Genomic DNA, 24,787 nt, shown 5'->3' on the forward strand with positions numbered 1-24,787 from the left:
AATCCCCCATATATGTCTGTGAAGAATATCTTAACACATACATCTAAACAAATTCTGAACAATCAACTTAGCTCACGCTTGGCGACCTGGATGAAAGCAGTGATGGATGGAGATATCCATTTTTCTCGATGCCAAAGCATTTGTGCAGAAAACGATACATCTGTTAAATTCCAAGGTAATGCAACCAGTTCCCCTTTGCTTAACTCTTGTTTCAAAGCCATTTCAGGCAATAAAGCGATCCCGAGACCTGCCACTGCGCATTGTTTAATGGCTTCTACACTATGAAACTCCAGCTCTGTCAGCACATCTGCGCCTTTCTTCAGCAGAGATTGTTCAAAATAAGCACGATAAGAACAGTTCTTTTCGGTCAGCAAAAAATGCTGTTTGTGAAAGTCATCGATAACTAACGCGGAACGCGATGCTAACATATGATCGGGTGAAACCACCATTTGAAAGGTTTCGTTCTTCAAAAACGTGGAGTGAAGATCTTTGGCACCCACGTGCTCATCCAATACAAAAACGACATCCGTATGCCCTTCCCTCAGACTTGATTTAAGCTCTTGACCAGACAACGGGCGGAACAATAACCGCACACCAGGATAGTCCGCTCGGAAACGTTTGAACAAGGCTGGAAGAAGATAAGCACACAGCACTTCGTCCGCTCCAATAACTACCGTTCCCGCCAATTCCCCGTGTTGACTAGATATGCACTTCGCTTCCTCTACATCGTTTAAGATTTTAGTGGCGTACGGCAGGAATTGCTGCCCAGCATCTGTTAATACAACCTTTTTACCTAATCGATCCAGCAATTTCACGCCCAACTCTTCTTCAAGCGATTTGATTTGCATGGTTATGGTAGACGGGACATAACTCAATAATTCAGCAGTTTGATGAAAGCTACAAGTCGATGCAAGGGTCCAAAAGGTTTTTAGCTGTCGTATTTCCATGAATCCAAAACCTCCTTTGTTCAAAATAAATGAATGTTATATTCAACAACGTTTCGTTGAATTGATGATAGACGTATTGTAGAGTGAAATCAAGTTATCACTACTTTTATAAGGAGAATCCATCCATGAACGATTATGAAACATATCACCTTGGAGCTACATTACTTCAATCGGGTCAGCATCTCCCGCAAGCTTTTATTGCCTACAAGACCTATGGTAACCTCAATGCGGCCAAAGACAATGTTATTGTTGTCCCAACCTGGTTTGCTGGACTTCACACAGATAATGAATGGTTAATTGGAGTGGACAAGGCACTGGACCCCAGTCGGTATTTTATCGTTGTGCCCAATATGTTGGGTAACGGATTATCGTCGTCTCCGAGCAATACCCCTGCCCCATTTAATAGAGAGAACTTTCCTCTCATCTCCATGTATGACAATGTGCGTGCCCAACATCAACTCATCACTGAGAAATTCGGTATCTCCAAAATCAAACTCGTTGTGGGCTGGTCTCTGGGAGCCATGCAGGTGTTTCAATGGGGCACGAGTTATCCGGAGATGGTCGAACGTATTGCCCCCTTTGGCGGGACAGCAAAAAGCAGACCCCATACACAGTTGGTATTCGAAGCAATGATCGCAGCGTTACAGGCAGATTCCAATTTTAAAAATGGCAGATATGAGCGCCCTCCGGTTGCTGGTCTCTCTGCAATGGGGAGAGTTTATGCTCCATGGGGGTTTTCGCAGGCGTACTATTTGGAGAAATTGTATCAATCTGAAGGTTACGATACCTTGAAGTCTTATGTTGAAGATTACTGGGACCAGGTGTTTCTATCCTTTGATGCTAACGACTTAATCACCATGCTTCGTACAGGAATATATGGAGACATTAGTGATAATCCCACAGATAATCGCAACTTTGAACAGGCACTGCGTAAGATCACCTCTCCTGCCCTCGTTATGCCTGGGTCCAGCGACTTGTTCTTTACACCAGAAGACAGTGCGTATGATGTTCTACACATGCCCAACGCTGTGTATCAACCGATAGAATCCAAGTGGGGACACTGCTTTGGAATCGGAGCTAACGAAGCGGATTCACTCGTTATCGATCGTCATCTAAAGCAATTTTTGGAGACATGAGTAAAAAAAGAAGGCGTATAGAGTAAAAAAAGTGCACTACGCTTATTTATCTTTTCTTCGCTACAACTCAAAAGTAAAAAAACGTATGGGTTCTCGTCAATAACCTTTATATCCCCTTTCCCCTTTCTCGTTTAGAATATTTTCAAGAAAGCATTATTGAAATGACTGATAAGGGGGAAAAGAAATGAACAAGAAAACGAAAGCTTTACTCTTGTCTGTGTGCATGTCAACCTTATTACTTGCTGCCTGTAGCAGTGGAAGCGGTGCCGAGAAAGATCCAACGACGAACCCGGATTCCAACGAGGCTGGAACGACAACTATTCACACCGTAACGTCAGAATACTCTTCTGCCAAATATCCAAAGGGCGATGATATCACCAACAATGTGTGGATTAAGCGATACAAAGAGAAGTTTAATATCGATGTCAAAACAGACTGGGTCAGCGATGAATATGATACCAAATTGAATTTGGCTATCGCATCGAACGATCTTCCTGACGTATTCAGAGTTAATCCATCACAACTGAGACAGTTGGTCGAAGCCGATATGGTCATGGATCTCTCCGAGGTCTTTGATCAACACGCTTCGGATCGTCTCAAAGGTTATATGGAAGCGGATGCAGACAGTTACGAGTCCGGAAAAAAGGATGGTAAGCTGTACGGCATACCACAGATGCACTGGGGATTAATCGAACAACCAGACTTCATCTGGATTCGGAACGACTGGAAAGAAGAATTAGGGCTTCAGGACCCGAAATCTGTGGAAGACATTAAGAATATCGCACTTAAATTCATGGAAAAGCATGGCGGTTACGGCATAGCAGTAGACCAGTCGTTGGACTACCTCAACCTGCTCGCGATCGCATGGAATGCACATCCGGACCTGTGGATGGAAGATGCCAGTGGAAAACTCGTATACGGATCTGTACAGCCTGAGATGAAGCATGCGCTGGCGGAGTGGTCGGAATGGTACAAGCGAGGCATTATTGATCCGGAATTTGCAATCAAAGACTTCAATGCGATGAACGCGGACATTGTCGCCGGCAAAGTGGGAATGCAGCCTTATTACCAATGGTGGGGTTATAATCCGGGTGTCGATACCGTATCCAACTTGGGTAAGGACGCGATCTTCTACCCTTATATCATTCCTACCGTCGATGGGAAGGAAGCCACACAATCCATCTTCTTCGCCAACAACAATTATATTGTCATGAAGAAGGGATTCAAGAACCCCGAGAAAGTGATCCAGATTTTGAACGACTATGCTTATATCGTGGATGAAGGCAATGGCAAGGAATCTACAGAAACGCTATCTGCGTTGCTGGATAACGATATTGCCCATGTTGTTGGAGCCTTCCGTGTACTTAACCCCAATTCCGATTACGAGCAATTCGAGGCGGTGTCGGCTGCCCTTGAATCCAAGGATACCAGTGGACTCACGACTTCGGGTATGTGGCAAAAATATAATAACAGTGTTGAATTCATGGAGAACGCAACCCCTGGTGCAGTCGGTGATTATTTGCAACAAGGTGCTCCCAAAAATGCATATGGCCTAGCCAAAAAAGTACTCGACAGCGAAAACTATACGAAGACAGCCTTATGGGGTGTTACACCAGAGATCCTGTCCAGCTATGGAACAACCTTGGATGATATCCTGACAGAGGGCTTTACCAAGATCATTATGGGAAGTGAAAGTATCGATTATTTCGATGTGATTGTCCAGAATTGGCGTGCAGCCGGAGGCGATGATGCAACCCAGGCAGTCAATGAGGCATACGGGGCAAAATAATCTCGTTCATAAAGAGGGGATGAGGGTGATCTCACCCCTCTATTTGATAGCGATTACATTTCCCGCACGATGAACGGAGGAATATGAATGTTGAGAAAATGGAAACAGCAGAGTCCTTACCATCTCATGTTGATCCCAAGCCTGGTCTTGGTCTTCATCTTTAGTTACATTCCTTTCTACGGACTTATTATCGCGTTTCAGAAATACAATCCGGGACTCGGCTTCAACTCGCCATGGGTGGGATGGGATAATTTCACGCACGTATTCAATCAGCCGAACTTCGTAAGAACCATCTGGAATACACTGTACATGTCTGTCTTCAAGATTATCGGCGGGATAATCGTGCCCGTTATTTTCGCATTACTCCTTAACGAAGTCCTTCACAGCGGAATCAAACGTACATTTCAAACGCTTGTATATATTCCAAATTTCCTCTCTTGGGTCATTATGGCTGGCATCATGCTGGACATACTGAGCTCTGACGGCATTATCAATACCTTTTTAGGCGTATTCGGGATTGCACCGATCTCCTTTCTTGGCACACCCTCCATTTTTCCCTGGACAATGATCGTGAGCGACATATGGAAAGGCTTCGGGTTTGGCACAGTTGTATATTTGGCAGCCCTGACCAGTATTGATCCGGGACTTTACGAAGCCGCGGTAATTGACGGAGCCAAACGCTGGAAGCAAACCATCTACATTACGCTGCCTCTCCTCATGCCAACGATTGTCTTAATGACTGTGCTGTCGTTAGGAAATGTACTGAATGCCGGCTTTGACCAGATCTATAATCTCTACTCCCCTGTTGTCTATCAGACCGGTGATATTATTGATACCTATGTATATCGGTTGGGAATTCAACAGGCTCAATATTCGATCGGAACCGCTGTCGGGTTATTCAAATCCATCATTTCCAGTGTTCTCGTTGCTGTATCGTACATTCTGGCTTACAGAGTGGCTGGCTATCGTATCTTCTAAGAAGGAGGAGGAACTCACATTATGATCCATGATAAAAGTATGAGCAGACGTGTATTTCTTATCTTAAACTACACTATATTGCTTCTAATTTCTCTCTTATGTATCCTGCCATTTATTAACCTGCTCGCTGTATCATTCAGCAGCAGCGCAGCTGTATCTGCGGGGAGTGTTACATTCTGGCCTGTGGAATTTACGACAAAAGCCTATGAATTTGCGTTAACGGGAGGGTCATTTTTCTCCTCTCTCTGGGTGGCCATCCAACGAACCGTTCTCGGAACATTGGTGAATCTGGTTCTGATCGTACTTACAGCTTATCCCCTTTCCAAATCCAAACAAAAATTGATGGGGCGTAATATCTACATGGGATTTTTCATCGTAACCATGTTATTCAGTGGAGGATTAATTCCGACCTATCTCGTGGTGGTCAAAATGGGACTAATCGATTCCATATGGTCTCTGATCCTGCCTGGGGCTCTCCCCGTATTCAGTATGATTATCCTCATGAATTTCATTAGGGGGTTGCCCGAGGAGATTGAAGAATCAGCCATTATCGATGGTGCTGGTCCAGTACAGGTATTGCTTCGGATTCTGCTTCCACTTCTTAAGCCCGCTCTCGCAACCGTTGGTTTGTTCAGTATCGTTGCCCACTGGAATTCGTGGTTCGATGGCATTATTTATATGAACAATCCAGCCAATTATCCATTACAAAGCTACCTGCAGACCCTGTTGCAGAGCTTTGAACAAATTATGCTGAAATCAGGATCAGATTACACGCAGCTGTTGTCCATGATGAACGCCAGAACGGGACGCGCAGCACAAATGTTCTTGGGAGCCATTCCGATTTTACTCGTGTATCCGTTCCTACAGAAATACTTTACCAAAGGTTTGGTGCTAGGAAGCGTCAAGGGGTAAACCAAAGGGCTTGCAGTTCATACTGCAAGCCCTTTGGTTCTATCTAAACTCTGAAATGGCAGGCAGCAAAATGGAGAACTTGGTACCTTCACCTGCTATACTCTCCACCTGTATTCCATAAGGTTTCCCAAAATGAAGTTGAATTCGTCGCTGCACATTATGCAGTCCAATTCCATTGGTTCCTGTACCTGCACCGGACTTTTCTTCCATGAGGTTCTGCATCGTATGTTGATCCATACCCACGCCATTATCACAGATTTCAATGACAACTTCATCCATTCGCAGTTGAATCCGAATGGTGATGATTCCGTCTTCCTCTAGCTCGGCCAGGCCATGAAAAATTGCATTCTCCACAATGGGCTGCAGGATCATTTTGGGCATCCGATAATCCAACACGCTATCCTCAATCTCATATCTCATCTGAATACAATCATAGTACCTGACATTCTGGATCGTTACATAATTGGCTATATTATCGAGTTCCTCACGAATCGTTACGAGGGTTCCATCGGATTTTGTGGCATAGCGGAGCATCGAGATTAGGGCATCAGTCATATCCACGATTTTGTCAGCTTGTTGCATCGAGGCGATCCATTTCACCGACCCAAGGGTATTATATAGAAAATGAGGCTTGATCTGGTCATGGAGCGCACGCATCTCGGCCTTGGCTTTTTCGATCTCTTCTTGCTGCATCCGTTCGACCAACCGCTTCAACTCGTGAGACATTCTATTAAATCGAATGGATAAGTGTCCAATCTCGTCTCTTGAGCCAATAGGTTCGACTTGTTCAAACTGACCTTTCTCAACTAACGCGATATTCCGTAACAGTTTTTTAATGGGCGTTGTGATCACGTGAGATAGAAAAATGGATATGACGGCAGCAAAAAGAACAATGACTATGGCGAGTGTAACCAGATTACGGCCCAATATTTTGCCATCCGCAGTCAACTCATCCAAAGGCATATATAAGTAAGTTGTCCATTTTTGCTGACTAAGGGGACTGGTCACCACGACATTGAATGTTTCAGGTGGACGCACGTTGTCCCTGAACAATGTCCCAATTAATCGTTCGTTCACGTTATATACGATTTTGTCATCCTCATCAACGATCATGAATCTGGAGCGTAACCCTTCCTGCAAATTTCGATTGACAATCTCGATGAATTTGATATCAATACTGACAACGATTACACCAAGCAGCTCTCCACTAGACACATCATGAATTTTGCGAGCGTGTGACACGGCCAGTATTTTATTCTCCAATTGCTCGTCGATTCGTGTTGTGAGGGTAATGGTTCGATCATTATCATGCATGAACTTTTTAAACCATAATTCATTCGCTACTTTGTAGTTCGGATCAATGGGTTGATGCGGACTGACAAAAAGGTCCTGTCCCCCGTTCATATTGTAGAGGTAGATAGAGAATACACGATCTTTCATCATGATATAATTCATCAGAATGTTGTATGCGGCAATCTCATGCTGTTCATCACCCGTTCGCAGGAAATCCTGGATCGGAAAACTTCCTTCATGAGTGGCAGACAGATTGTCACTAAGACCATTGCTAGCCAGTAATGAAATTTTTTCAATCTCCTTGAGGAACTCGTCAATGCGAATATTCGTCTGTTTGGCCAGATCATTGAGCAGCGTTGTATAGTTCTGTGCCAATAACCGCTCTGAGGAGTAATACGAATTGATCGTCATCACCAATACCGGAAGGATAATGACGGTCATACAGATCACCATAATTTTGTACTTGATTCGGAAAGGCCGAACATGCTTCATATGCTGCACCTCTATTCACCGATTACATTTATCCCTGCTGTAACTCTCGATATTCCTCAGGGGTGACACCTACCGATTTTTTGAAAATCTTACTGAAGTACGTGTAATTATGGTAGCCTACCTTTTCTGCGATTTCATACACTCTCATTCCTCTGCTCGATAGATACGTTTTAGCGTGTTCAATGCGAACTCGGGTCAAATACGTGATAAAGTTCTCTCCTCGTTCCTGCTTGAACACCCGGCTTAAATATGACGGATTAACACTGATTTGGCTTGCGATGCCTTGCAAGGAAATATCTTCAGCATAATACTTGTCGATCAATTCAGTGGCCAGATCGGTGTAGGTGCTTTCCTGTTTGTTTTGGGAATCGGTTTGGAAGTAATACGCAATATGGGCAAGCATATCTTGGTGAATATCTTCCCAATACTCCCCCTTTAGAACGATTTCATATGGCGATTTTTCTGTTAAAGAAGATGTACCTCTTTCCGTAGCTCGGGAAAGATGGGAATGTATCACTTCCAATACCATGATATATTGCTTGCGAATGCTATTCTCATCCGCTCGTAGCTGCTCCATATTGGATCGGATTCCTTCGAGGAACTCTTTCGCTTTATTGATGTCTTTGCTTACCCATAACTTCAACAAATCTCGTTCTTGTTGCGGGCTTAAAGCCCCTTTAACTTCCTGTCGATCTGGGGATTCGACCATATACTCGTAATACAATACCTTGTTGCTACCTGTGAAGAACCCATGTTGTAGAGCCATTTCCGCCTCTTGGCAGGCCTTCTTAATGTGAGGGAAGCCGGAAACCATCGTACTTACCCCTGCGGTGAGTGACAGATTCATAAAATCCTTGATGGAAGACAGCAATTTGTTACATAGTTTATTTATATCGGTGTTTACCGATTGGCTCTCAGGATGTACATTGACGATCACCCAATATTCAGAAGAGCTTTCAACAAAAATCTCCTTCTCCCACTTCGAGGGAATAATCTCTTCCATAATATTAAGAATTGAAAATCGGAGTAGCTTTTCCCCCTTCTCAACATATTTCCTCTTTGCGTCCTCGTAATAGTTCACGATGAACTTGATGACAACCAGCTGGTCCGAATGGATACGAAAATGCAGTTCTTCTGCTCTGGAGAAGATGTACTCTCCACTTATGAATCCGCTTACAATATCTTGAAAAAAACTATCCTTTAGATATCTTAGATTCTTGGAATAATCCTGCGCGATAGAGGGTGAATTGGTTGGATGAACATGTTCACTTTGCAGTTTCTGTCCAACCGTGCTCAGGAGCTCAATAAGGGAGGATTCGGTGATCTCGCTTTTAATCAAGTAATCTGTAGCGCCAAGTTTCAGTGCCTCTTTCACATAATGAAATTCGTCAAAATTACTCAGGATGACATACTTACAGGTTTTTAGTGAGCTGGAGGCCTCTTGTATAAGCTGCAGTCCATCCATAACCGGCATCTTGATATCTGTAATAATTAGGTCCGGCATTACTTCAAGTGCCAGGCTCAATGCCTCTTTACCATTTCCAGCTTCACCAACAACATGGAAATTGTACTCTTCCCAATTCAGCATAGAACGAATTCCAACCCGCATGAGCAATTCATCATCGACGATCATCAGTTTATACATGCGTATCCCCCAACATGAACCATTTTTAGATATTTTACCATTAAACGAACTCCTGCGAAGGAGTCTAACGAACCTTCTTGGATTATGGTTTTCATAAATACCACTTTTCCAGAACATACGTTCGTGTTATAATCAGATTATCGTATTTTGTGCAGTATATAATCTCTACCTGGAAAGGATACATACCATGAATTTATATAAGTTTGAATTGACGGTGAATGGATATCTGTTACGCGTGCACTTCAGTGCATCAGAAGAAAGTGGACTGAAATGGTGCAAACGAATTGCGACTGAATTCCAGAGCAACGTTGCCAATCTGGAGATTAAGGTTGATATACATAAAAAGCAAAAACAAAAGAAAGCATGGGAATATCACGGTAAACCGTATCTATATGATCGAACACTCAGGAAAAAACCGCTTGCGAAGAAAAATAAGGCATCTGAATCATCTGCTGTGATGTAAAGGTATTGAAAAGACGGTCTTAAAACCAAAAAAGCCGCATTCTATCTATGCGACTTTTCAAGCAATCATCTGTTGTATAGTTGTCTATGTTTCCTTTCTAAATGCCTCAACGATGCTCGTTTGGTTCAATCGATACATCGGCCAAGCAGTGGCAGCAAGTGTTGTTGCTATGGCACCTGCACAAGCAAGAACTATACTAGCCCATGGAATGGACCAACCTACATCGAAAGCACCTTTGAAGAGAAGATGTATCCCATAGCTTAGTATTGTTCCGAGTATACTACCATATCCTGCAGCGTACACGCCGTATATAACACCTTCTAATAGAATCATTTTACCGACATTACGCTGTGTCATGCCGATCGCTTTGAGCACCGCAAATTCTTTGGTGCGTAGAATGAGGTTTGTGCTGACGGTGTTCAGTATATTCAGGAAGGCAATCAGGACAATGACACCAATAAATCCGTATAAAAAGATCTTGGCAGTTGTCGCATCGTTTTTTGCTTGGGCCAGTTGCTCCACCTTATTTGTGTAGCTATAACCAGCATCTTTTTGGGGTAAAGATTTGAGATAGTCCGTAATTGGTTTGTTGGAAACATCGGTTTTGGCAAGAATAAAGATTCTGGAGTACGTATCGTTTCCTGTGACCTTCTCTACGACTTCAGGCGTGGTTATGAATTCAAGCATTGCACTCTCATTATAACTGTTCGACAACAAGCCTTGATCAACAATTCCAGTTACCGTCAAAGTCTCGTATTCTTGATTCTCACTATCCATACTGCGTACTTTTATGTGATCCCCAACCTTAAATTGAGTTTGATCTGTAACTATCTGTTTGCCATCATCGGTTACTACTCTTAGTTTTTGATTAATGATAACACCATTTTCCTTGTTCATCTTCTCTATGTTGACCGTACCAGCGGTTAGTTTGGATTTCAGAGCGTCAAGGCCATTATTACCAAAAGATTCTATAAAGTTGTTGCTTGTTTGATACTCTTCCCCTATGGCAACAGGATACATACCTGGACGGATTTCATAATATTTAGGGTTAACTTTTTCCTTGGGATATATCGCCATAATCTGATTGCTATAAAACCTGTAAGCATGTTCTACTGCATCAAGCTTGACAATGTCAGAATATACGGAATCATCGATCCGTTTGGAAGGTCCTTCATACATAACCGAGTAGGAATAATCGATACCTGATTGCGATGGCTGCCCAAGTAAACCAGCCAATCCGTTAAAGACAATAAATAGAATCATACTGACCACTATTGAAAAGGCAGTGATGCGGAAGCGTTTTTTGTTCCGTCTGATGTTTCGACTAGCAAACTGCCCTTCGATACCTAACAGTTTTCCCAGCAGCTTTGATCTCCGGACAGATGTTACGTTCTCGACATTCAGGCTACCTGAGCTATGAACCGCCTCAAGTGGAGATACCTTCGCTGCCAGTCTCGCAGGTCCGATTGCCGACAGATAGACAGTCAATAATCCCAGTACCCCGGCGATGATTAAAATTGGCATGGAGATGACCATTTGCATATCATTCAGAATTCCCAACGCCAAAAAGCTGATGTTGTAAAACAAAAGTTTCATAAAAACAGTTCCCGTCAGTAATCCAATAGGGATAGCAATTAGACTAAGTATTGTAGCCTCTTTGAGAACTAATTTACGTATTTGTGATGGGGTAGCCCCTATGCACCGTAACATTCCGAATTGGGAGGTCCGCTCCAGAACAGAAATATGAAACGTATTATAGATCACTGCACTCGTACAACCCATAATAATAATGATGATCGCTGCGAATGCATATAACAAACTATGGTTTACACCTTCAAAGGTGCTTTTGCCATACAGCTTAAGCAGTTCATTATTGTATTCGACACGAATATTTTTATATTGATTATCCTTATCCAAGGCTAAGGCAGAGCCTTGATCCACTTGGTTAAGCTTTAATGAAGATATTATCGCTTCCGTCTTCGCCTGAATCTGATTCATCGATTTCATTTTGACATAAATAAAATAACTTTTGTTCGCATCGATGTTTACATTATCTTCATACGTGATGGCTGGAAAGATGAAGTTGGACGACCACGAAGCATTAGTACCTCCCTTCATAAACCCTACAACAGTGAACTCTCTCTCTTTTTGCGGACGAAAGTCTTCATCAAGATCCCAACCAAAATCACCCAGACCATTGACAGGTTTGATCTCCCCGGTTGATGCGACCGTTCGTTCTCCCAGACCCAGGGTAATCGATTCTCCAAGCTTTGGTTTGGTCGCAAATCGATCCAGACTCCAGGTCGAAAGAATAACTTCATGCGAATTTTTCGGCAGCCTGCCCGAATCCAGTTGAACTTGGAGCATGTTCATCGCATCGGCATCATAACCTTTGAGGTTCAAATACCGATAAGGTGCGGCAAACGGATTTTCCTTCTTTTCTTTTTCATTCGTTTTGCTGATGACCGAATAACCTTCTCTGCTAATGATCCCAGCACTCTCTACGGATGCATTATTGACGACTCTTGGGACTGCTTCTCCAGGTAATCCGTTAAAAGAAACATGGTAATCCCCGTACTCTTGAACGGTTTGCCGAATCACCTTGTCTCTGAAGCTAAGACCAATGGTTCCTATGGCAGTAAGTAGAGTTACGGATAAAATAATGCCAGCGATCGTTAGGATTGATCTTTTTTTCTGCCCCAGCAAATATTTTTGGGTAAGACTGGTATACCTATTCACGACCTATCACCCCTGTTTGCTGCAAGAGTGCACCATCTTTTATATTTACAACACGGTCCGCTCTCTGAGCAACATTCAAATCATGTGTGATCATAATCAAGGTTTGATTGTACTTTCTGACGGAGTAGGTAAGCAGATCCACAATTTCTCTACTGTTTTTGCTGTCCAGGTTGCCGGTTGGTTCATCCGCCAGAATAATCGATGGTTTATTGATCAATGCGCGTCCAATTGCAGTTCGCTGCTGTTGCCCACCTGATAATTGGGATGGAAGGTGGTGCCTTCGATCGCTGAGTCCCAGCACGCTCAATAATTCCTCAAGATAACCCTCGTCTACATGTTTATTCTCAAGCAGCATTGGCAATTTAATGTTTTCTTGCGCAGTTAATACCGGGATCAGATTATACGATTGAAAAATAAAACCGATTTTGCGTCTTCTAAACACAGCAAGTTCATTTTCACTTTGAGAATACAGGTCAATACCGTCAATAATGACATGACCACTTGTCGGTTGATCCACTCCCCCGAGCAGATGCAGCAATGAACTTTTGCCAGATCCGCTGGCGCCTACGATCGCGACGAATTCTCCTTGATTGACGGACAGATTAACATCTCTCAATGCTTCCACCCTTGCCTCAGCACTTCCGTATATTTTACATAAATGATCGGTCTTCAAAATTTCCACCCTGTTGTACCTCCAGTTGTATGATTAACATTGCTTGATTGTTATTATAGGTGTGGAAGCTTACGTTGAAGTGAAGAAGAAGCTTACATTATCGTAAGCTTCTTCTTAGTTCCACTCTTTTTTGAAAAACGAAACTCTGAATGTCGTCCCTTCTTGAGGCACACTCTCCACCGTTATGATCCCGTGTTGTTCCTCAATGATCGATTTGCTCAAAGCCAGACCAATGCCTATACTGTTAGGCTTGTTATGGTTCTTGCCTTTATAAAACCGCTTGAAAATGTGAGGCATATCTTCGGGATGAATACCTTCGCCGTAGTCCTGAATAATGATTGTATCAAACAGTGAATTCTCCTCCAAATGGATTCGAACCTCTCCCTCTGAGGGGGTGTGTTCCAGTGCATTTTTTATCAAATTCATAACAGCTTCCTTAAGCCATTCTTCATCTGCATGCACATACGCATTCTCACTTCCGAGGATGGATATGTTTTGCCGCTTCTGGTCTGCTACCGCCCGGAGTGAATAGACAGCGCTCTCCACCATCTCCCTTAACCCGATCCTTTCTTTTCGAAATCCAATTGCTCCCGCCTCGACTCGTGCCAGCTTGAGCAGACTGATGATGAGCCATTCCATTCGATCAAGCTGCTGCCGACTTCGTTCCAGAAACGTCATTCTCATTTCTTCTTTCATCCCGGGATCATTTGTCAGATTTTCATTGAACACAATCAGAGAAGCCAGGGGTGTTTTGAGCTGGTGGGAAATGTCGGATAACAAATTGCGCAGGAAGGTTTTTTCCTGCCGGAGTAACTCCAGGCTGTTGGATAATCTACCGGCCATTGCATTAAAGTTCCGGCCGAGCGAGCCAAAGTCTCCATCCTCCGTTTCAGGCAGTTTTTGATCGAATTGCTGTTCCACAACCTGCTCCGCCGCATGGGAAATCGTTCTGATTTTCACGAAAAATTTGCGATACTCCCACAGAAGTACAATAAGGAGTGGAATCAGGAACATCAGTACTTGAGTCGCTGTTTTCAAGGGTAATGCTCGTCCTGTAAGAGCAGGTTGCTCTTCTAAAGGCTTGCCTGTCTGATAACCGTATTGTGCAAGAATGCGTTGCCCCTCTGCGATTTCATCGGCCTGAGCTCCTTGGGTAACAAAGTGAATCACCTCATTCTCCAACTGGGGATCTTTCATCAACAAATGTCCGATTAGGGCGCTATTCTGATTCACTATGATTGTATTGATGCCATCAACTTGATGCTGCATGTATAAGAACATCATAAACGACAAAAGAACTTGCAGAGCAAGTACTTTAATGGCGAGGGACTTCCACTCGGGATTTCGCAAAACTTCAATCATTTTCATTTCCCTATAACCTCTACATTCCATTTATATCCGATCCCCCGAACAGTTACGATATACTGTGGTGCTGCAGGAATATCTTCGATTTTCTCTCTTAACCTGCGGATATGGACAGAGAGCGTATTATCATCAATGAAGTCGCCAGAGAGATCCCAGAGATGATTCAGAATTGAACTTCTGCTGTATATCTGCTTTGGATGAGAGATCAACATCAATAGTAGTCGATATTCAAGTGCCGTCAGTGTAATTTCACTATTGTTTTTGAGTACAGTTCCTTCTAAAATACGAACCTGAATGTTATCGGATATCCATAAGCCTACTTCTTGTTTTCCCTTGTTGTTACGTCGCAATACGGCCTTGATTCGTGAAATAAGTTCTTTGGTTCGTACAGGCTTGGTTACATAGTCGTCTGCTCCGAGATCAAGCCCAGCGACCACATTCGCCTCCTCATCCAAAGCCGTCAAAAAGATAATGGGTACTTGCGACGTTACCCGAATCTCACTGCATAGTTGATATCCCGATCCATCAGGCAAAGTGACATCCAATAAAATCAGATCGATCAACTGTGCCTGCAGTGCCTGTCTGGCTTCTACCAAGCTACTCGCCACAACGACCTCATATCCTTCATTGGACAATGTGTATTGAATACCAAACACCAGGTTCTCATCATCTTCTACGAGTAATAAGCGATTCATCGTACACCTCAGCTCATGCTATTTTGAACTTGTATATATTTGATTTTGATTATAGCGTTCCTGCGTCATTATACATCATTTGAGTTCACTCACGTGAATGTTTGCCATCATCAATGGATAGACAAAAAGACTAAAGAACGGATTACTGTTAATAACAGATAACATCAGTAACCGTTCTTTAGCCTGTTTTGAAGCACTATCGACACCACGAACAGGACTCTTCTTACATTCTCACGCCCCGGCGTCGCCGATCATTTGTCGTTCAACTTGCTTCATTTCATAAAAGTAGCCTTTTTGCTCCATTAACTCGGAGAAAGAACCCGATTCTACAATCTTGCCTTGGTCCATGACGACAATCCGATCCATCTCTTCCAATCCCGTAAGCCGATGGCAGATTAGAAGAATTGTATCTTCGGATGCCTGTGCCAGAAAATGCTGTAATACACGTTGCTCTGTGAGGTAATCCAGAGAAGAAGTCGGTTCGTCCAGCAGCCATAACCGTCCGTTTCGCAACATGGCTCGTGCCAGTGCCAGCCGCTGCTTCTCGCCATCGGACAGGTTCTCCCCTTTTTCATACACCATGTCGGTCAACGACTTATTTGGCAGTTGTACTTTATCCAGCACAGCCGACAGATGTCCATCCGAATGTTCTTCTCCGTTCAGCAGCAAGTTATCCCGAATGGTTCCCCGGAAGAAATGACTTTGCTGCAACACAACATTTGCCCTTTGCCAAATACTCTCTTCATTCAATTCCTGCACCGGAACATCATTTAACCGTATATCACCAGACATTGGTGTACGCAGCTTGAGTAGCAGATCGATAATCGTTGACTTACCTGACCCGCTCGGCCCGACAATCGCAGTTTTGGAGCCTGCTGTAAGCTGCAGGGATAGCTCCCTCAGCGCCGGTCTCCATTCTCCTTCATATTGGAAGTTAACATGAGATAACTCGATTGATACTGCATGATCACCTGACAATTCACCCCTTGGCTGTGCAGGATGTACATCGGAGGTTGGCACCGTTTCCGTCAGTCGCTGAGCTGCATGTTCGCTGTCCTGCTTATATAGAGGTAATACAGCCATTGCCGCAGCTTCTTCGAACACGGTCTGTGTAGCCAGAATTAGCATGGCGAGGAACACACCGGCAAACACCCCATTCATAATTAAGAAAGCGCTCAGTGCCAGCACTCCCCATGTCACGAGGTACGTCACAAAAACGTGCATGGATTGCCCTCGTAGCAAGTGCGAAGCGGCTTGTTTCTGTTCTGTTGCCAGTGCAGCGGAAGCCTGCTGAAGCTGCTGCTCGCGCTGTTCCAGTTGGCCGTATACTTTCAGATCCCGGAAACCATACAACACTTCGGTCACTTCCGTGGACAGCAAGGCCCGTTGCTGGCGGACACGTCCGTGGATTTTTCGCTGACCTAACAAGACAATGCCTGGTACAACAAATGCCGTGATCAGCATACCGAGTACTAACAAACACGCAATCCAGATGGAAAAAGCCGAAGTGAACAGCATGGTTGCCAAAAACACCATAACAACAATGATCGGTGGATATGCGACACGCAAAAAGTAATTTTGCAAGCTTTCCACATCACCCACGATCCGCGCAAGCAGATCTCCGCTTCGATTTTTGTTCAATATACCCGGCGTTACCGGAATGAGTTTGGCAAAAAAAGATGTCCGCAAACGGCTGAGCATGGAGAATGTCGCCCTATGAGAGTACAAGCGTTCTGCGTAACGACTCGCCGCCCGAAGGAAACCGAGCAGTTTGACCATCGAGGTAAGTACGATTAGGGTATATAGCGGTGGCGCAAATACCGTTTGCGAAATCATGTATCCACTCGCGGAAAAGAGTGCTACCCCTGCTATGCCGGCGATGAATCCGCCCACAATCGAAAGCAAGATATCCTTGCGCTCCTGAATCATCGCTTTTGACAGTATCGTCAGCTCAGTCATGCTAATCCCCCTCTCCGTTGTACATCCACCATCTCCGCATATTGAGGCAGGCGCACCAGAAGCGCTTCATGATGTCCTGAGTCAACTAAGACCCCATTGTCCATGAACAAAATGTTGTCTGCATGTTGAATCGTATATAAACGGTGTGCCACCGTAATCATCGTCGCTGTTTTGGCTAATGACGCAATGGACTGTTGCAGTACCCGTTCGGTGTGAAGATCCAGTCCTACTGTGGGTTCATCGAACAAAATAACGGCTGGTCGCTTCAGAAAAGCACGTGCCAAGGCAAGTCGCTGCTTTTCCCCACCAGATAGCCCCCGACCACCCTCACCAACAAACGTATCCAATCCCTGCTCCAACTGAGCGACAACGCCAGCAAGTCCTGCTTCCTCTGCCGCCTGCTCTATTTCAGCTCTGGAGACGTTTCGACCTGCTCCAATCGCTATATTTTCAGCAAAGGTACCTGCAAAAATATACGGATGCTGTGTAATGTAGCTAACTTGCTCAAACCATGCAGTTTCATCATGTTGCGAAAGCTCACTTCTGTTAACCAGAACCGCTCCCGAATCTGGTTTTAACAAACCGGCAATGAGATGCAGCAGCGTTGTTTTGCCGGAGCCGCTTTTGCCTACAATGGCAATCTGTTCTCCCGGTCCAATCGAGAGCTGTCCTGTCTCAAGTCCAAAGGAATCCGATGCGTACTGGAACCGGACATGGTCGAGTTCAATGGTTGGTGGCATTGGAACCAACTCGGCACGAGTTGTGCGTAACTCGTCCTGCTGCACCCTTAGATCATTTGTATCACCGATATGTGTACTCTTTTCGGCTTTCTCATCTACGATTGGCATACTTGCGCCACTTGTGTCCTCAAGCATCTCTTCCACCTTACGAATCGCCCCCATACTGGTTCGCCCGCTGTGAAAAGCCGTTCCTGTATTCTTCAATAGACTGTAAAACTCAGGCACGAGCAACAACACAAGAAAGGCCGTGTGGAAGCTCATCGATTTGAACACGAGTAACTGTATAGCCAGTTCGAGCGCAACGATACCGATGCTTAACATTACGATCGATTCCAGCATAAACGTATTTGTAAAGGCAATCTTCAAAATGCCCATCGTGGCATCCCGATAACCCAGACTGCTGCGCTCAATCTCCTGCTGCTGACGTTTAGCCCGTCCGAATATTTTCAACGTAACCAGCCCTTGAAGCGAATCCAGAAATGTACCGGAAAACTCGGCCAGCTGCGCGTATTTCTCTTCGGATTTGTTCTTTGTCTTGAGTCCCACCAAAATCATGAACAGCGGGATAAACGGTGCTGTAAACAGCATAATGTAGCCTGTGTTGGCGTGCTGCGTAAACGTAACAATCAGAATCAGTATCGGAATCATTGCAGCTTCCATCATACGCGGCATGTACTGACTGAAATAGCTGTCAGCTTCATCCACAGCATCCAGAGCAACGCTGACCTTTCCTCCCGTCTGTCCACGAAGGGTTGAAGGCATGGAAGCGCGGGTAAGGTTCTGCAACACAGAAGCTCGCATATTTGTCTTGGCACGTGCTGCCATATGCAAACCCACTTTCCCGTTGCCATACGTCAACAGTGTGCGCACAGTCATTACTGCCAGCAATAGCCCAAGCAGCAGCATCGCCGATGAGAAGGAAGCTTTCTCTACAAAAATCCGTTGGACTGCTTCAGTCACCAATGCCGCCTGACTTATAATAGCCACACCAAGCGCCAGCGAAATGATCGCAAGGAGCAGCCTGTTTGTTCGTTGTAACGACATTTGCTGCGAGATCAGATTGGATTTGGCTTTTCTCTTCACGGAAAGCTCCTCCTTTATTTTTTCCCTTTCACATAATCCGCATCAAACAGGAACAGTTTGAAGACCAGAATAAGAGAAGGAATTAACAGGCACAGCCCACCGATAAACACAACCACTAGCGCAAAACCCATTGCTGGCGGTGTGGCACTGCTCTGAATCGTGATATATGGATCAAGAATATAAGGATACTGCCCAATGCCGTAAGCGAAAAAGGCTGTGAAAAATTGCAGCATAATGAAAATAAAAGCTAATCCGTAACGGCGACCGTTATATAACAGCCACATGGCAATCATGAAAAATGCAACGGATAGCGCCAGCAGCCACCATAAATCCATCATATTTTGAAAATGACGCTCATTGTGTTGACCCAAATATATAAATGCAGTCAGCGCGAGAATAATGGTCGGTGTACTCCAGAACAGAGCATAGTTGTGCATCAGTTTTAATGCCGCATGATCCTCTGCCCGAGAAGCGTAAAATGTAAGAAATGATCCGCTAATGAACAATACGGATACGATGGCGAGTCCAACGATGCTCCACGATAACGGATTGGTGAACAGCGCCCAATAATCCAGGGAAACCGTCTCCCCCTGCTTTAGAATAAAGCCACCTTCAGACAGTGTCAGTGCCACTGACAACGATGCCGGGATAAGCAAACCCGTAGCTCCGTATAAAAACAAATATACAATGTTATTTTTGGAACCGTAATTCTCAAAAGCATAAAACGACCCCCGAATAGCAAGCAGAATGACGGCAATACTTCCCGGGACAAGCAGCGCGGAGCCATAATAATAAGCGGTATCCGGGAAAAACCCGACGATGCCAATATAGAAAAAGACAAAAAATACGTTGGTGATCTCCCACACCGGTGATAGATACCGGGAAATCAGCCGATTAATCAGATGATCCTGCTTGGTGAGGCGTGCATAAAAGGCAAAAAAACCTGCTCCAAAATCAATCGAAGCTACAATAAGATAACCGTACAAGAACAGCCAGAGTACCGATATCCCAATCAACTCATAACTCATCAGCTCTTATCCCCTTTCTCGGCTGATTGATCATGCTTCTCCTTCAACCATTTCTCCATCTCAAGCTCTGCAGGATTGTTATTGAACAAACGTCTCAACACGAGGACACAGATGACGCCGAGCACGATGTACAGAAGCAAGAAAACGAAAAATAAAATTCTCACACTCGGTGAAGAAGTAGCGGCCTCTTCTACGCGCATATAACCTCGGATGATCCATGGCTGCCGCCCCACTTCTGCATAGAACCAGCCCATCTCAACAGCCAGAAATGCAAGCGGTGCACTGAGTGCAACCATACGTAGCATCCACTTGTTAAATTGGTTGCGCTTCTTCCAGAACACAAACAGGAAATATAGCAATGAGATCGCGAGTAAAGCGAATCCAATTCCAGCCATCAAATCAAACAAGTAATGCACAAGTAACGGCGGTTGCTCATCAGGTGGAAATTCGTTCAACCCGGTAACCTCGGCGTTAAAGTCTCCAAAGGCAAGGAAGCTGAGCACTTTCGGCAAATGAAGTGCGCCTATAATTTCGTGTTCTGCATTCAGCCATCCCAATAAAATTAAGTCCGCACCGCTTTCCGTCTCGAAATGCCACTCGGCAGCTGCGAGTTTCTCCGGTTGATGCTCAGCCAAAAACTTGGCAGATACATCTCCGGCTAAGGAGTTTAATAAGCTGAAGACCAGAACAACGGCCATCATGAGGTTCAGGCCCTTTTTGAGGTAGGCTGACACCCCTTTTCTCAGCATCGCCAAGGCTGCAATTCCAGCTAACAGAGCAGCTCCTGTCAGATAAGCAGAGCTTAATACATGAAATACTTTGGAGAATGTCGCCGCATTCAGCATTGCTTGTACAGGATTCACTGCCAAGAATTGACCTGCTTCCATGACAAAGCCTTCAGGCTGGTTCATGAATCCATTGACTGTCGTGATAAAGACAGCAGACATCCCTGCCCCGGCAACAACCGGTATAGTCAGCAACCAGTGAATATAGGGATTTTTGAACCGATCCCACGTGTACAAATAAATACCCAAGAAGATCGCTTCAAAAAAGAACGCGAATACTTCCATAAATAGTGGCAGTGCAATAACATTCCCGGCCAATTTCATAAAATTCGGCCACACCAGGGCCAATTGCAGCGATATCGCTGTACCTGTCACCACACCAACCGCCACAGATATGACAAATCCTCTGGACCACCTCTTTGCCATAAGTATGTAATGGTGATCTTTCTTCCGAATGCCGATGAACTCTGCTATAGCAATCATCAAAGGTACACCGACACCCAGCGTCGCAAAAATAACGTGGAATCCGAGTGTCAAACCAGTCACCAGTCTGCTCCATAACACCGTATCAATAGCCATTCTTTGTATTGCCTCCTTTCAAACTCTGTCCATTTGTAGTAATCAATTTTGGCGTATGACTAGGTCTGCACTCACTTGTTGCATTTAATATCAGATTAGGACCTCCTATAGTTTGCATCTGCAGGACAAGAGAAAAATTTCACAAAGTAAACGGCAACGATATGTTGCCACATGTACTTTGCGATTACTCCTGTTGATTCCTGATATTAAATGCATAGAAAATGCTATGCGAGACCTAATAATCAAAATTATTATATCTTTATTTTTACCTAATTCAATCAAAGTCACGTCTTCTACCCTAAACGTTCAAGAAAGGATCAACTCTTTCTGACAACTTGGTGAAAAACAAAAAATACACCCAATAGAGCTATTGATTCATTGGGTGTAAACGTGGTATTGCACGGTGGATTCACTATTTTATTTGCTTGCTTATTTGCTCTGGACTCACCGCATCTGCCTCGCGGCGTACGCTCATGATGATCAATGATGCAGCTAATACCGTAAGGATGATTCCAAGCATCTGAAATCCTGTCACATTGAATGTATCTCCCATAACAAGTCCAATCAATAACGATGATATGATGGTCCCTAGGTAGCGTGATGTATTAAAAATCCCCGATGAAACACCTATCATTTCTTTGGGTGTGCTTTTGAACAGAGCTGCTTGCATGCCAACCGCGTTTAGACCGTTACTTATGCCAAATAAAGCCAAGGCAACAATGACAATGAAGATTGGAGAAGTTTCATTCATGAATACGATGAGTAAAGAGCCAATGGTCATTAACCAAGCTGATACGATTAAAGCTGGCCGTGATCCCGATCTGTCAATCCAGCGCCCTGCGATCGGAGCAATCATGACTGAACATAACCCCAAAGCCAGCATGCTCATTCCTGTATGAACTTCGTTGAGATGACGTACCTGCTTCAAATACGTAGGAACTCCAAAAAAAAGTGCATAAAACAGGATGTTCACCAGCGTGTATTGTACATTCACCCAAGTCATCTCTGGATATACGGCAAATGTTCGCAGAGGGATGAATGGCTTGGCTGCTTTTAATTCATGCCGGATGAACATGACAAATGTAATTAACCCGATCCCTCCTGTCAGCAGATGCCATGTAGAAATATCACCTGTGGAATTTACTGACAGTAATCCGATGAGCAGAGTCACCAAAGCTACCGTAAACATCAGGATGCCTGGTGCATCAATTAATGCAAGCCATTGCCGAATGGACATGTGACCAGAGATAGACGGATATTGCTCGTCCTTCGGGATTGTTTTCCAAGCGAACCAAAAGCTTGCCATGACAAACGGAATATTAACGAAGAATATGCTATGCCAGTCCCACCAATGTATCAATACTCCACCAATAAATGGCCCGATGGCAGCTGCTCCAGAGAGAAATATCGCCAAAGTAGACAATGCGGAGGCTTGTTTGTCAGTTACGTTAACTCTTACAATCGCCATTCCGACGGCCACCATCATACTTGTGCCAATCGATTGAACGATCCGGAATACGATGAGCCACGAAAAGCTCGAAGACCACGGAGCTAGCATGGACGATACAAAAACAATAACAAGACCCATGAGGAAGATATTCCTGCGGCCAAACAAATCACTACACTTGCCCATGACGGGTTGAGCAACAGCACTGGCAATGTAAAATGATAAAATGATCCACGAAACAGCTATAAAATCAAGTTGGTACACTTGTTGTAGCCTGGAGATTGCCACCGAAATCATGGAGGAATTCAACGGATTCAACATAATTCCGAGTCCCACAGCCAACATCAATCCTTTATTTCGAACGTTCATCAGTGCATCACTCCTCCTTCTTCTGCTGTCATCTTACTTGAACCTATTCATTTATTCCAACGCATTGTATGTTATGATTTGATGAACTAGAAGGAATGAAGGAATGGTGCAAATGGAGCTTCTTCAACTTAAATATTTCCTGACGGTGGCCCGATGCGAACATGTTACGGAAGCTGCGGGAAAGCTGCATGTTACGCAATCCTCCCTGAGCAAAACGATACAACGATTAGAGGAAGACCTGGGAGTCCCTTTATTTGATCGAATCGGGAGAAAGCTGCGACTAAACGACTTTGGAAGAACATTTCTTCAGCGAACTGAAAAAGCCCTATTTGAATTGGAACAAGGAAAGCGGGAAATCGCTGACCTCTCCAACCCGGATCAGGGTACACTGCAATTGGCGGTGACTACGGCAAGTACTTTGCCAGGTATAATGCGGGAATTTCGGAAAAACAAGCCGGACGTTCAGTTTCATGTACAAATGGTTTCGTTAGAAAACATGTACAGGCTTCTATATCGGGGCGAGGTGGATTTTTGTCTCTCCTCCCCTCCGATTGAAGGTGACGATATCGAATGTCAGATACTATATGACGATCCGATCGTAGTCGCTGTTCCTATGGGGCATCGATATGCAGACCGAAGCAGCATTCAATTAACCGAGCTTAAGGACGAGTGGTTTGTTGGGGTGAAGCAAGGATATGGTGTTCGTGATATGGTGGATTCCATATGTCAATCCGTTGGTTTTGTACCGAAGTATGTATATGAAGGTGATGAGCCTGCAAGATTAACAGCCCTTGTGGAGGCGGAGATCGGTCTTGCGTTTATACCTAGCACAGCCAGAAACCCGCATGAGCGCATTAGATATCTTCAGGTAGAGGAACACCAGCTCGTTCGGGAAATCGCTCTACTTTCACATAAAAACAGGTATATTTCCAAAGCCGCTTTAGAGTTTCGCAGCGTGGTTATGGAGTATTTCAATGCTATGCCATGAATAAAAAATCAATCCAAAGGAGATGTCATTTTGATATTAAAAGCAGAAAAATTTGATCATATTTCAGAGACAGAACGGCTAGTCATTCGACCATTACAGAAAGACGACTATGAAAATTGGTTAAATGAATTTGAAAACCGCTTGCCTTCCCAACACCGCCATGATAAAGGAAAAATGGATATGAGTGAATGTACGCTGGATTGGTTTCATGATCTGGTAGATCGACACCAGGAGTTAGCGCGTACAGATACGGTATATGTTTTTGGAGTATTTCGAAAGCAAGATGGTACACATCTGGGTATGATTGATATTGCGACCTTGGCAAGAGATGATTTTCAATGGGGAAGTTTCGGATACACGATCCATAATCAGCATTGGCGAAAAGGTTATGGGAAAGAAGCAGTGAATGAAGCACTTCATATTGCATTCGAACATCTGAAATTTCACCGCATAGAAGCTCATATCAATGTGGATAATACCCCTTCCACGAAACTGGCAGAGAGTGTTGGTATGGAATTTGAATGTCTGCGTAAAGGGTTTATACACGAAAATAATGAATGGACCGATCATTTGGTTTATTACAAAAATTTTAATTAAACAACTCCACCGATAATCTAAAGAGCGAACAAAGCACTTTCGTGCCCTGTTCGCTCTTCTTCATTCAATCGTATCTCCGTGTTCT

At 44.2% G+C, this 24,787-nt stretch carries 19 protein-coding genes; 7 read left to right on the plus strand and 12 right to left on the minus strand.

Going from position 1 to position 24,787, the window contains the following annotated elements:
• Nucleotides 1–62: 62 nt before the first annotated feature.
• Complete coding sequence (locus tag MKY73_RS15050) at nucleotides 63–947, minus strand: LysR family transcriptional regulator (RefSeq protein WP_339302418.1); 885 nt, start codon at nucleotides 945–947, stop codon at nucleotides 63–65.
• Nucleotides 948–1,072: 125 nt separating this feature from the next.
• Between MKY73_RS15050 and MKY73_RS15055 the strand changes: the two genes are divergently transcribed.
• The 4 genes from MKY73_RS15055 (at nucleotide 1,073) to MKY73_RS15070 (ending at nucleotide 5,762) form a co-directional block, all read left to right on the plus strand.
• Nucleotides 1,073–2,083, plus strand: a complete 1,011-nt coding sequence (locus MKY73_RS15055) for an alpha/beta fold hydrolase (protein WP_339302419.1) — start codon at nucleotides 1,073–1,075, stop codon at nucleotides 2,081–2,083.
• Nucleotides 2,084–2,267: 184 nt separating this feature from the next.
• Nucleotides 2,268–3,872, plus strand: coding sequence for a hypothetical protein (locus tag MKY73_RS15060; RefSeq protein ID WP_339302420.1), 1,605 nt, complete (start codon nucleotides 2,268–2,270; stop codon nucleotides 3,870–3,872).
• An 87-nt stretch (nucleotides 3,873–3,959) separates the two neighbouring features.
• Entirely contained in the window at nucleotides 3,960–4,850 is an 891-nt protein-coding gene (locus tag MKY73_RS15065) for an ABC transporter permease subunit (protein WP_339242751.1), read from the plus strand.
• 21 nt (nucleotides 4,851–4,871) lie between these two features.
• Nucleotides 4,872–5,762 (plus strand): carbohydrate ABC transporter permease, encoded by an 891-nt coding sequence (locus MKY73_RS15070; protein WP_339242749.1) that lies wholly within the window; start codon nucleotides 4,872–4,874, stop codon nucleotides 5,760–5,762.
• Nucleotides 5,763–5,801: 39 nt separating this feature from the next.
• Here MKY73_RS15070 and MKY73_RS15075 read toward each other — a convergent pair whose 3' ends face one another.
• The gene (locus MKY73_RS15075) at nucleotides 5,802–7,547 is read right to left on the minus strand and encodes a sensor histidine kinase (protein ID WP_339302421.1); all 1,746 of its coding nucleotides are present in this window, start codon (nucleotides 7,545–7,547) and stop codon (nucleotides 5,802–5,804) included.
• A 28-nt stretch (nucleotides 7,548–7,575) separates the two neighbouring features.
• Entirely contained in the window at nucleotides 7,576–9,192 is a 1,617-nt protein-coding gene (locus MKY73_RS15080) for a helix-turn-helix domain-containing protein (RefSeq protein ID WP_339302422.1), read from the minus strand.
• Between the two features lie 187 nt (nucleotides 9,193–9,379).
• Here MKY73_RS15080 and MKY73_RS15085 point away from each other — a divergent pair, with 187 nt between their 5' ends.
• Nucleotides 9,380–9,655, plus strand: coding sequence for a hypothetical protein (locus tag MKY73_RS15085; RefSeq protein WP_339302423.1), 276 nt, complete (start codon nucleotides 9,380–9,382; stop codon nucleotides 9,653–9,655).
• Between the two features lie 84 nt (nucleotides 9,656–9,739).
• On the opposite strand, the gene MKY73_RS15090 is transcribed toward MKY73_RS15085, so the two are convergent.
• From MKY73_RS15090 to MKY73_RS15130, 9 genes are all read right to left on the minus strand, one after another.
• Complete coding sequence (locus tag MKY73_RS15090) at nucleotides 9,740–12,394, minus strand: ABC transporter permease (protein WP_339302424.1); 2,655 nt, start codon at nucleotides 12,392–12,394, stop codon at nucleotides 9,740–9,742.
• Nucleotides 12,387–13,076 carry an ABC transporter ATP-binding protein gene (locus tag MKY73_RS15095; protein WP_339302425.1) on the minus strand — a complete coding sequence of 230 codons (690 nt, stop codon included), beginning with the start codon at nucleotides 13,074–13,076 and terminating at the stop codon, nucleotides 12,387–12,389. The genes MKY73_RS15090 and MKY73_RS15095 overlap by 8 nt, the downstream gene beginning before the upstream one ends.
• Before the next feature lie 105 nt (nucleotides 13,077–13,181).
• A complete protein-coding gene (locus tag MKY73_RS15100) occupies nucleotides 13,182–14,435 on the minus strand; it encodes a HAMP domain-containing sensor histidine kinase (RefSeq protein WP_339302426.1) in 1,254 nt (417 codons plus the stop codon).
• A complete protein-coding gene (locus MKY73_RS15105; protein ID WP_339302427.1) occupies nucleotides 14,432–15,127 on the minus strand; it encodes a response regulator transcription factor in 696 nt (231 codons plus the stop codon). The genes MKY73_RS15100 and MKY73_RS15105 overlap by 4 nt, the downstream gene beginning before the upstream one ends.
• Nucleotides 15,128–15,358: 231 nt before the next feature.
• Nucleotides 15,359–17,086: a thiol reductant ABC exporter subunit CydC gene (cydC, locus tag MKY73_RS15110; RefSeq protein WP_339302428.1), complete on the minus strand. Its 1,728-nt coding sequence runs from the start codon at nucleotides 17,084–17,086 to the stop codon at nucleotides 15,359–15,361.
• Complete coding sequence (gene cydD / locus MKY73_RS15115; protein ID WP_339308610.1) at nucleotides 17,083–18,870, minus strand: thiol reductant ABC exporter subunit CydD; 1,788 nt, start codon at nucleotides 18,868–18,870, stop codon at nucleotides 17,083–17,085. The genes cydC and cydD overlap by 4 nt, the downstream gene beginning before the upstream one ends.
• Nucleotides 18,871–18,923: 53 nt before the next feature.
• Entirely contained in the window at nucleotides 18,924–19,937 is a 1,014-nt protein-coding gene (locus MKY73_RS15120) for a cytochrome d ubiquinol oxidase subunit II (protein ID WP_339302429.1), read from the minus strand.
• A complete protein-coding gene (locus MKY73_RS15125) occupies nucleotides 19,937–21,301 on the minus strand; it encodes a cytochrome ubiquinol oxidase subunit I (RefSeq protein WP_339302430.1) in 1,365 nt (454 codons plus the stop codon). The genes MKY73_RS15120 and MKY73_RS15125 overlap by 1 nt, the downstream gene beginning before the upstream one ends.
• A 412-nt stretch (nucleotides 21,302–21,713) precedes the next feature.
• Nucleotides 21,714–23,117 carry an MFS transporter gene (locus MKY73_RS15130; RefSeq protein ID WP_339302431.1) on the minus strand — a complete coding sequence of 468 codons (1,404 nt, stop codon included), beginning with the start codon at nucleotides 23,115–23,117 and terminating at the stop codon, nucleotides 21,714–21,716.
• 112 nt (nucleotides 23,118–23,229) lie between these two features.
• On the opposite strand from MKY73_RS15130, the gene MKY73_RS15135 reads away from it, so the two are divergent.
• Nucleotides 23,230–24,105, plus strand: coding sequence for a LysR family transcriptional regulator (locus tag MKY73_RS15135; protein WP_339308612.1), 876 nt, complete (start codon nucleotides 23,230–23,232; stop codon nucleotides 24,103–24,105).
• 30 nt (nucleotides 24,106–24,135) lie between these two features.
• Nucleotides 24,136–24,702, plus strand: a complete 567-nt coding sequence (locus MKY73_RS15140) for a GNAT family N-acetyltransferase (protein ID WP_339302432.1) — start codon at nucleotides 24,136–24,138, stop codon at nucleotides 24,700–24,702.
• The last annotated feature ends 85 nt before the right edge of the window (nucleotides 24,703–24,787 follow it).

Source organism: Paenibacillus sp. FSL R5-0519, assembly GCF_037974275.1.
In the GTDB taxonomy this organism is placed as follows: Bacteria; Bacillota; Bacilli; order Paenibacillales; family Paenibacillaceae; genus Paenibacillus.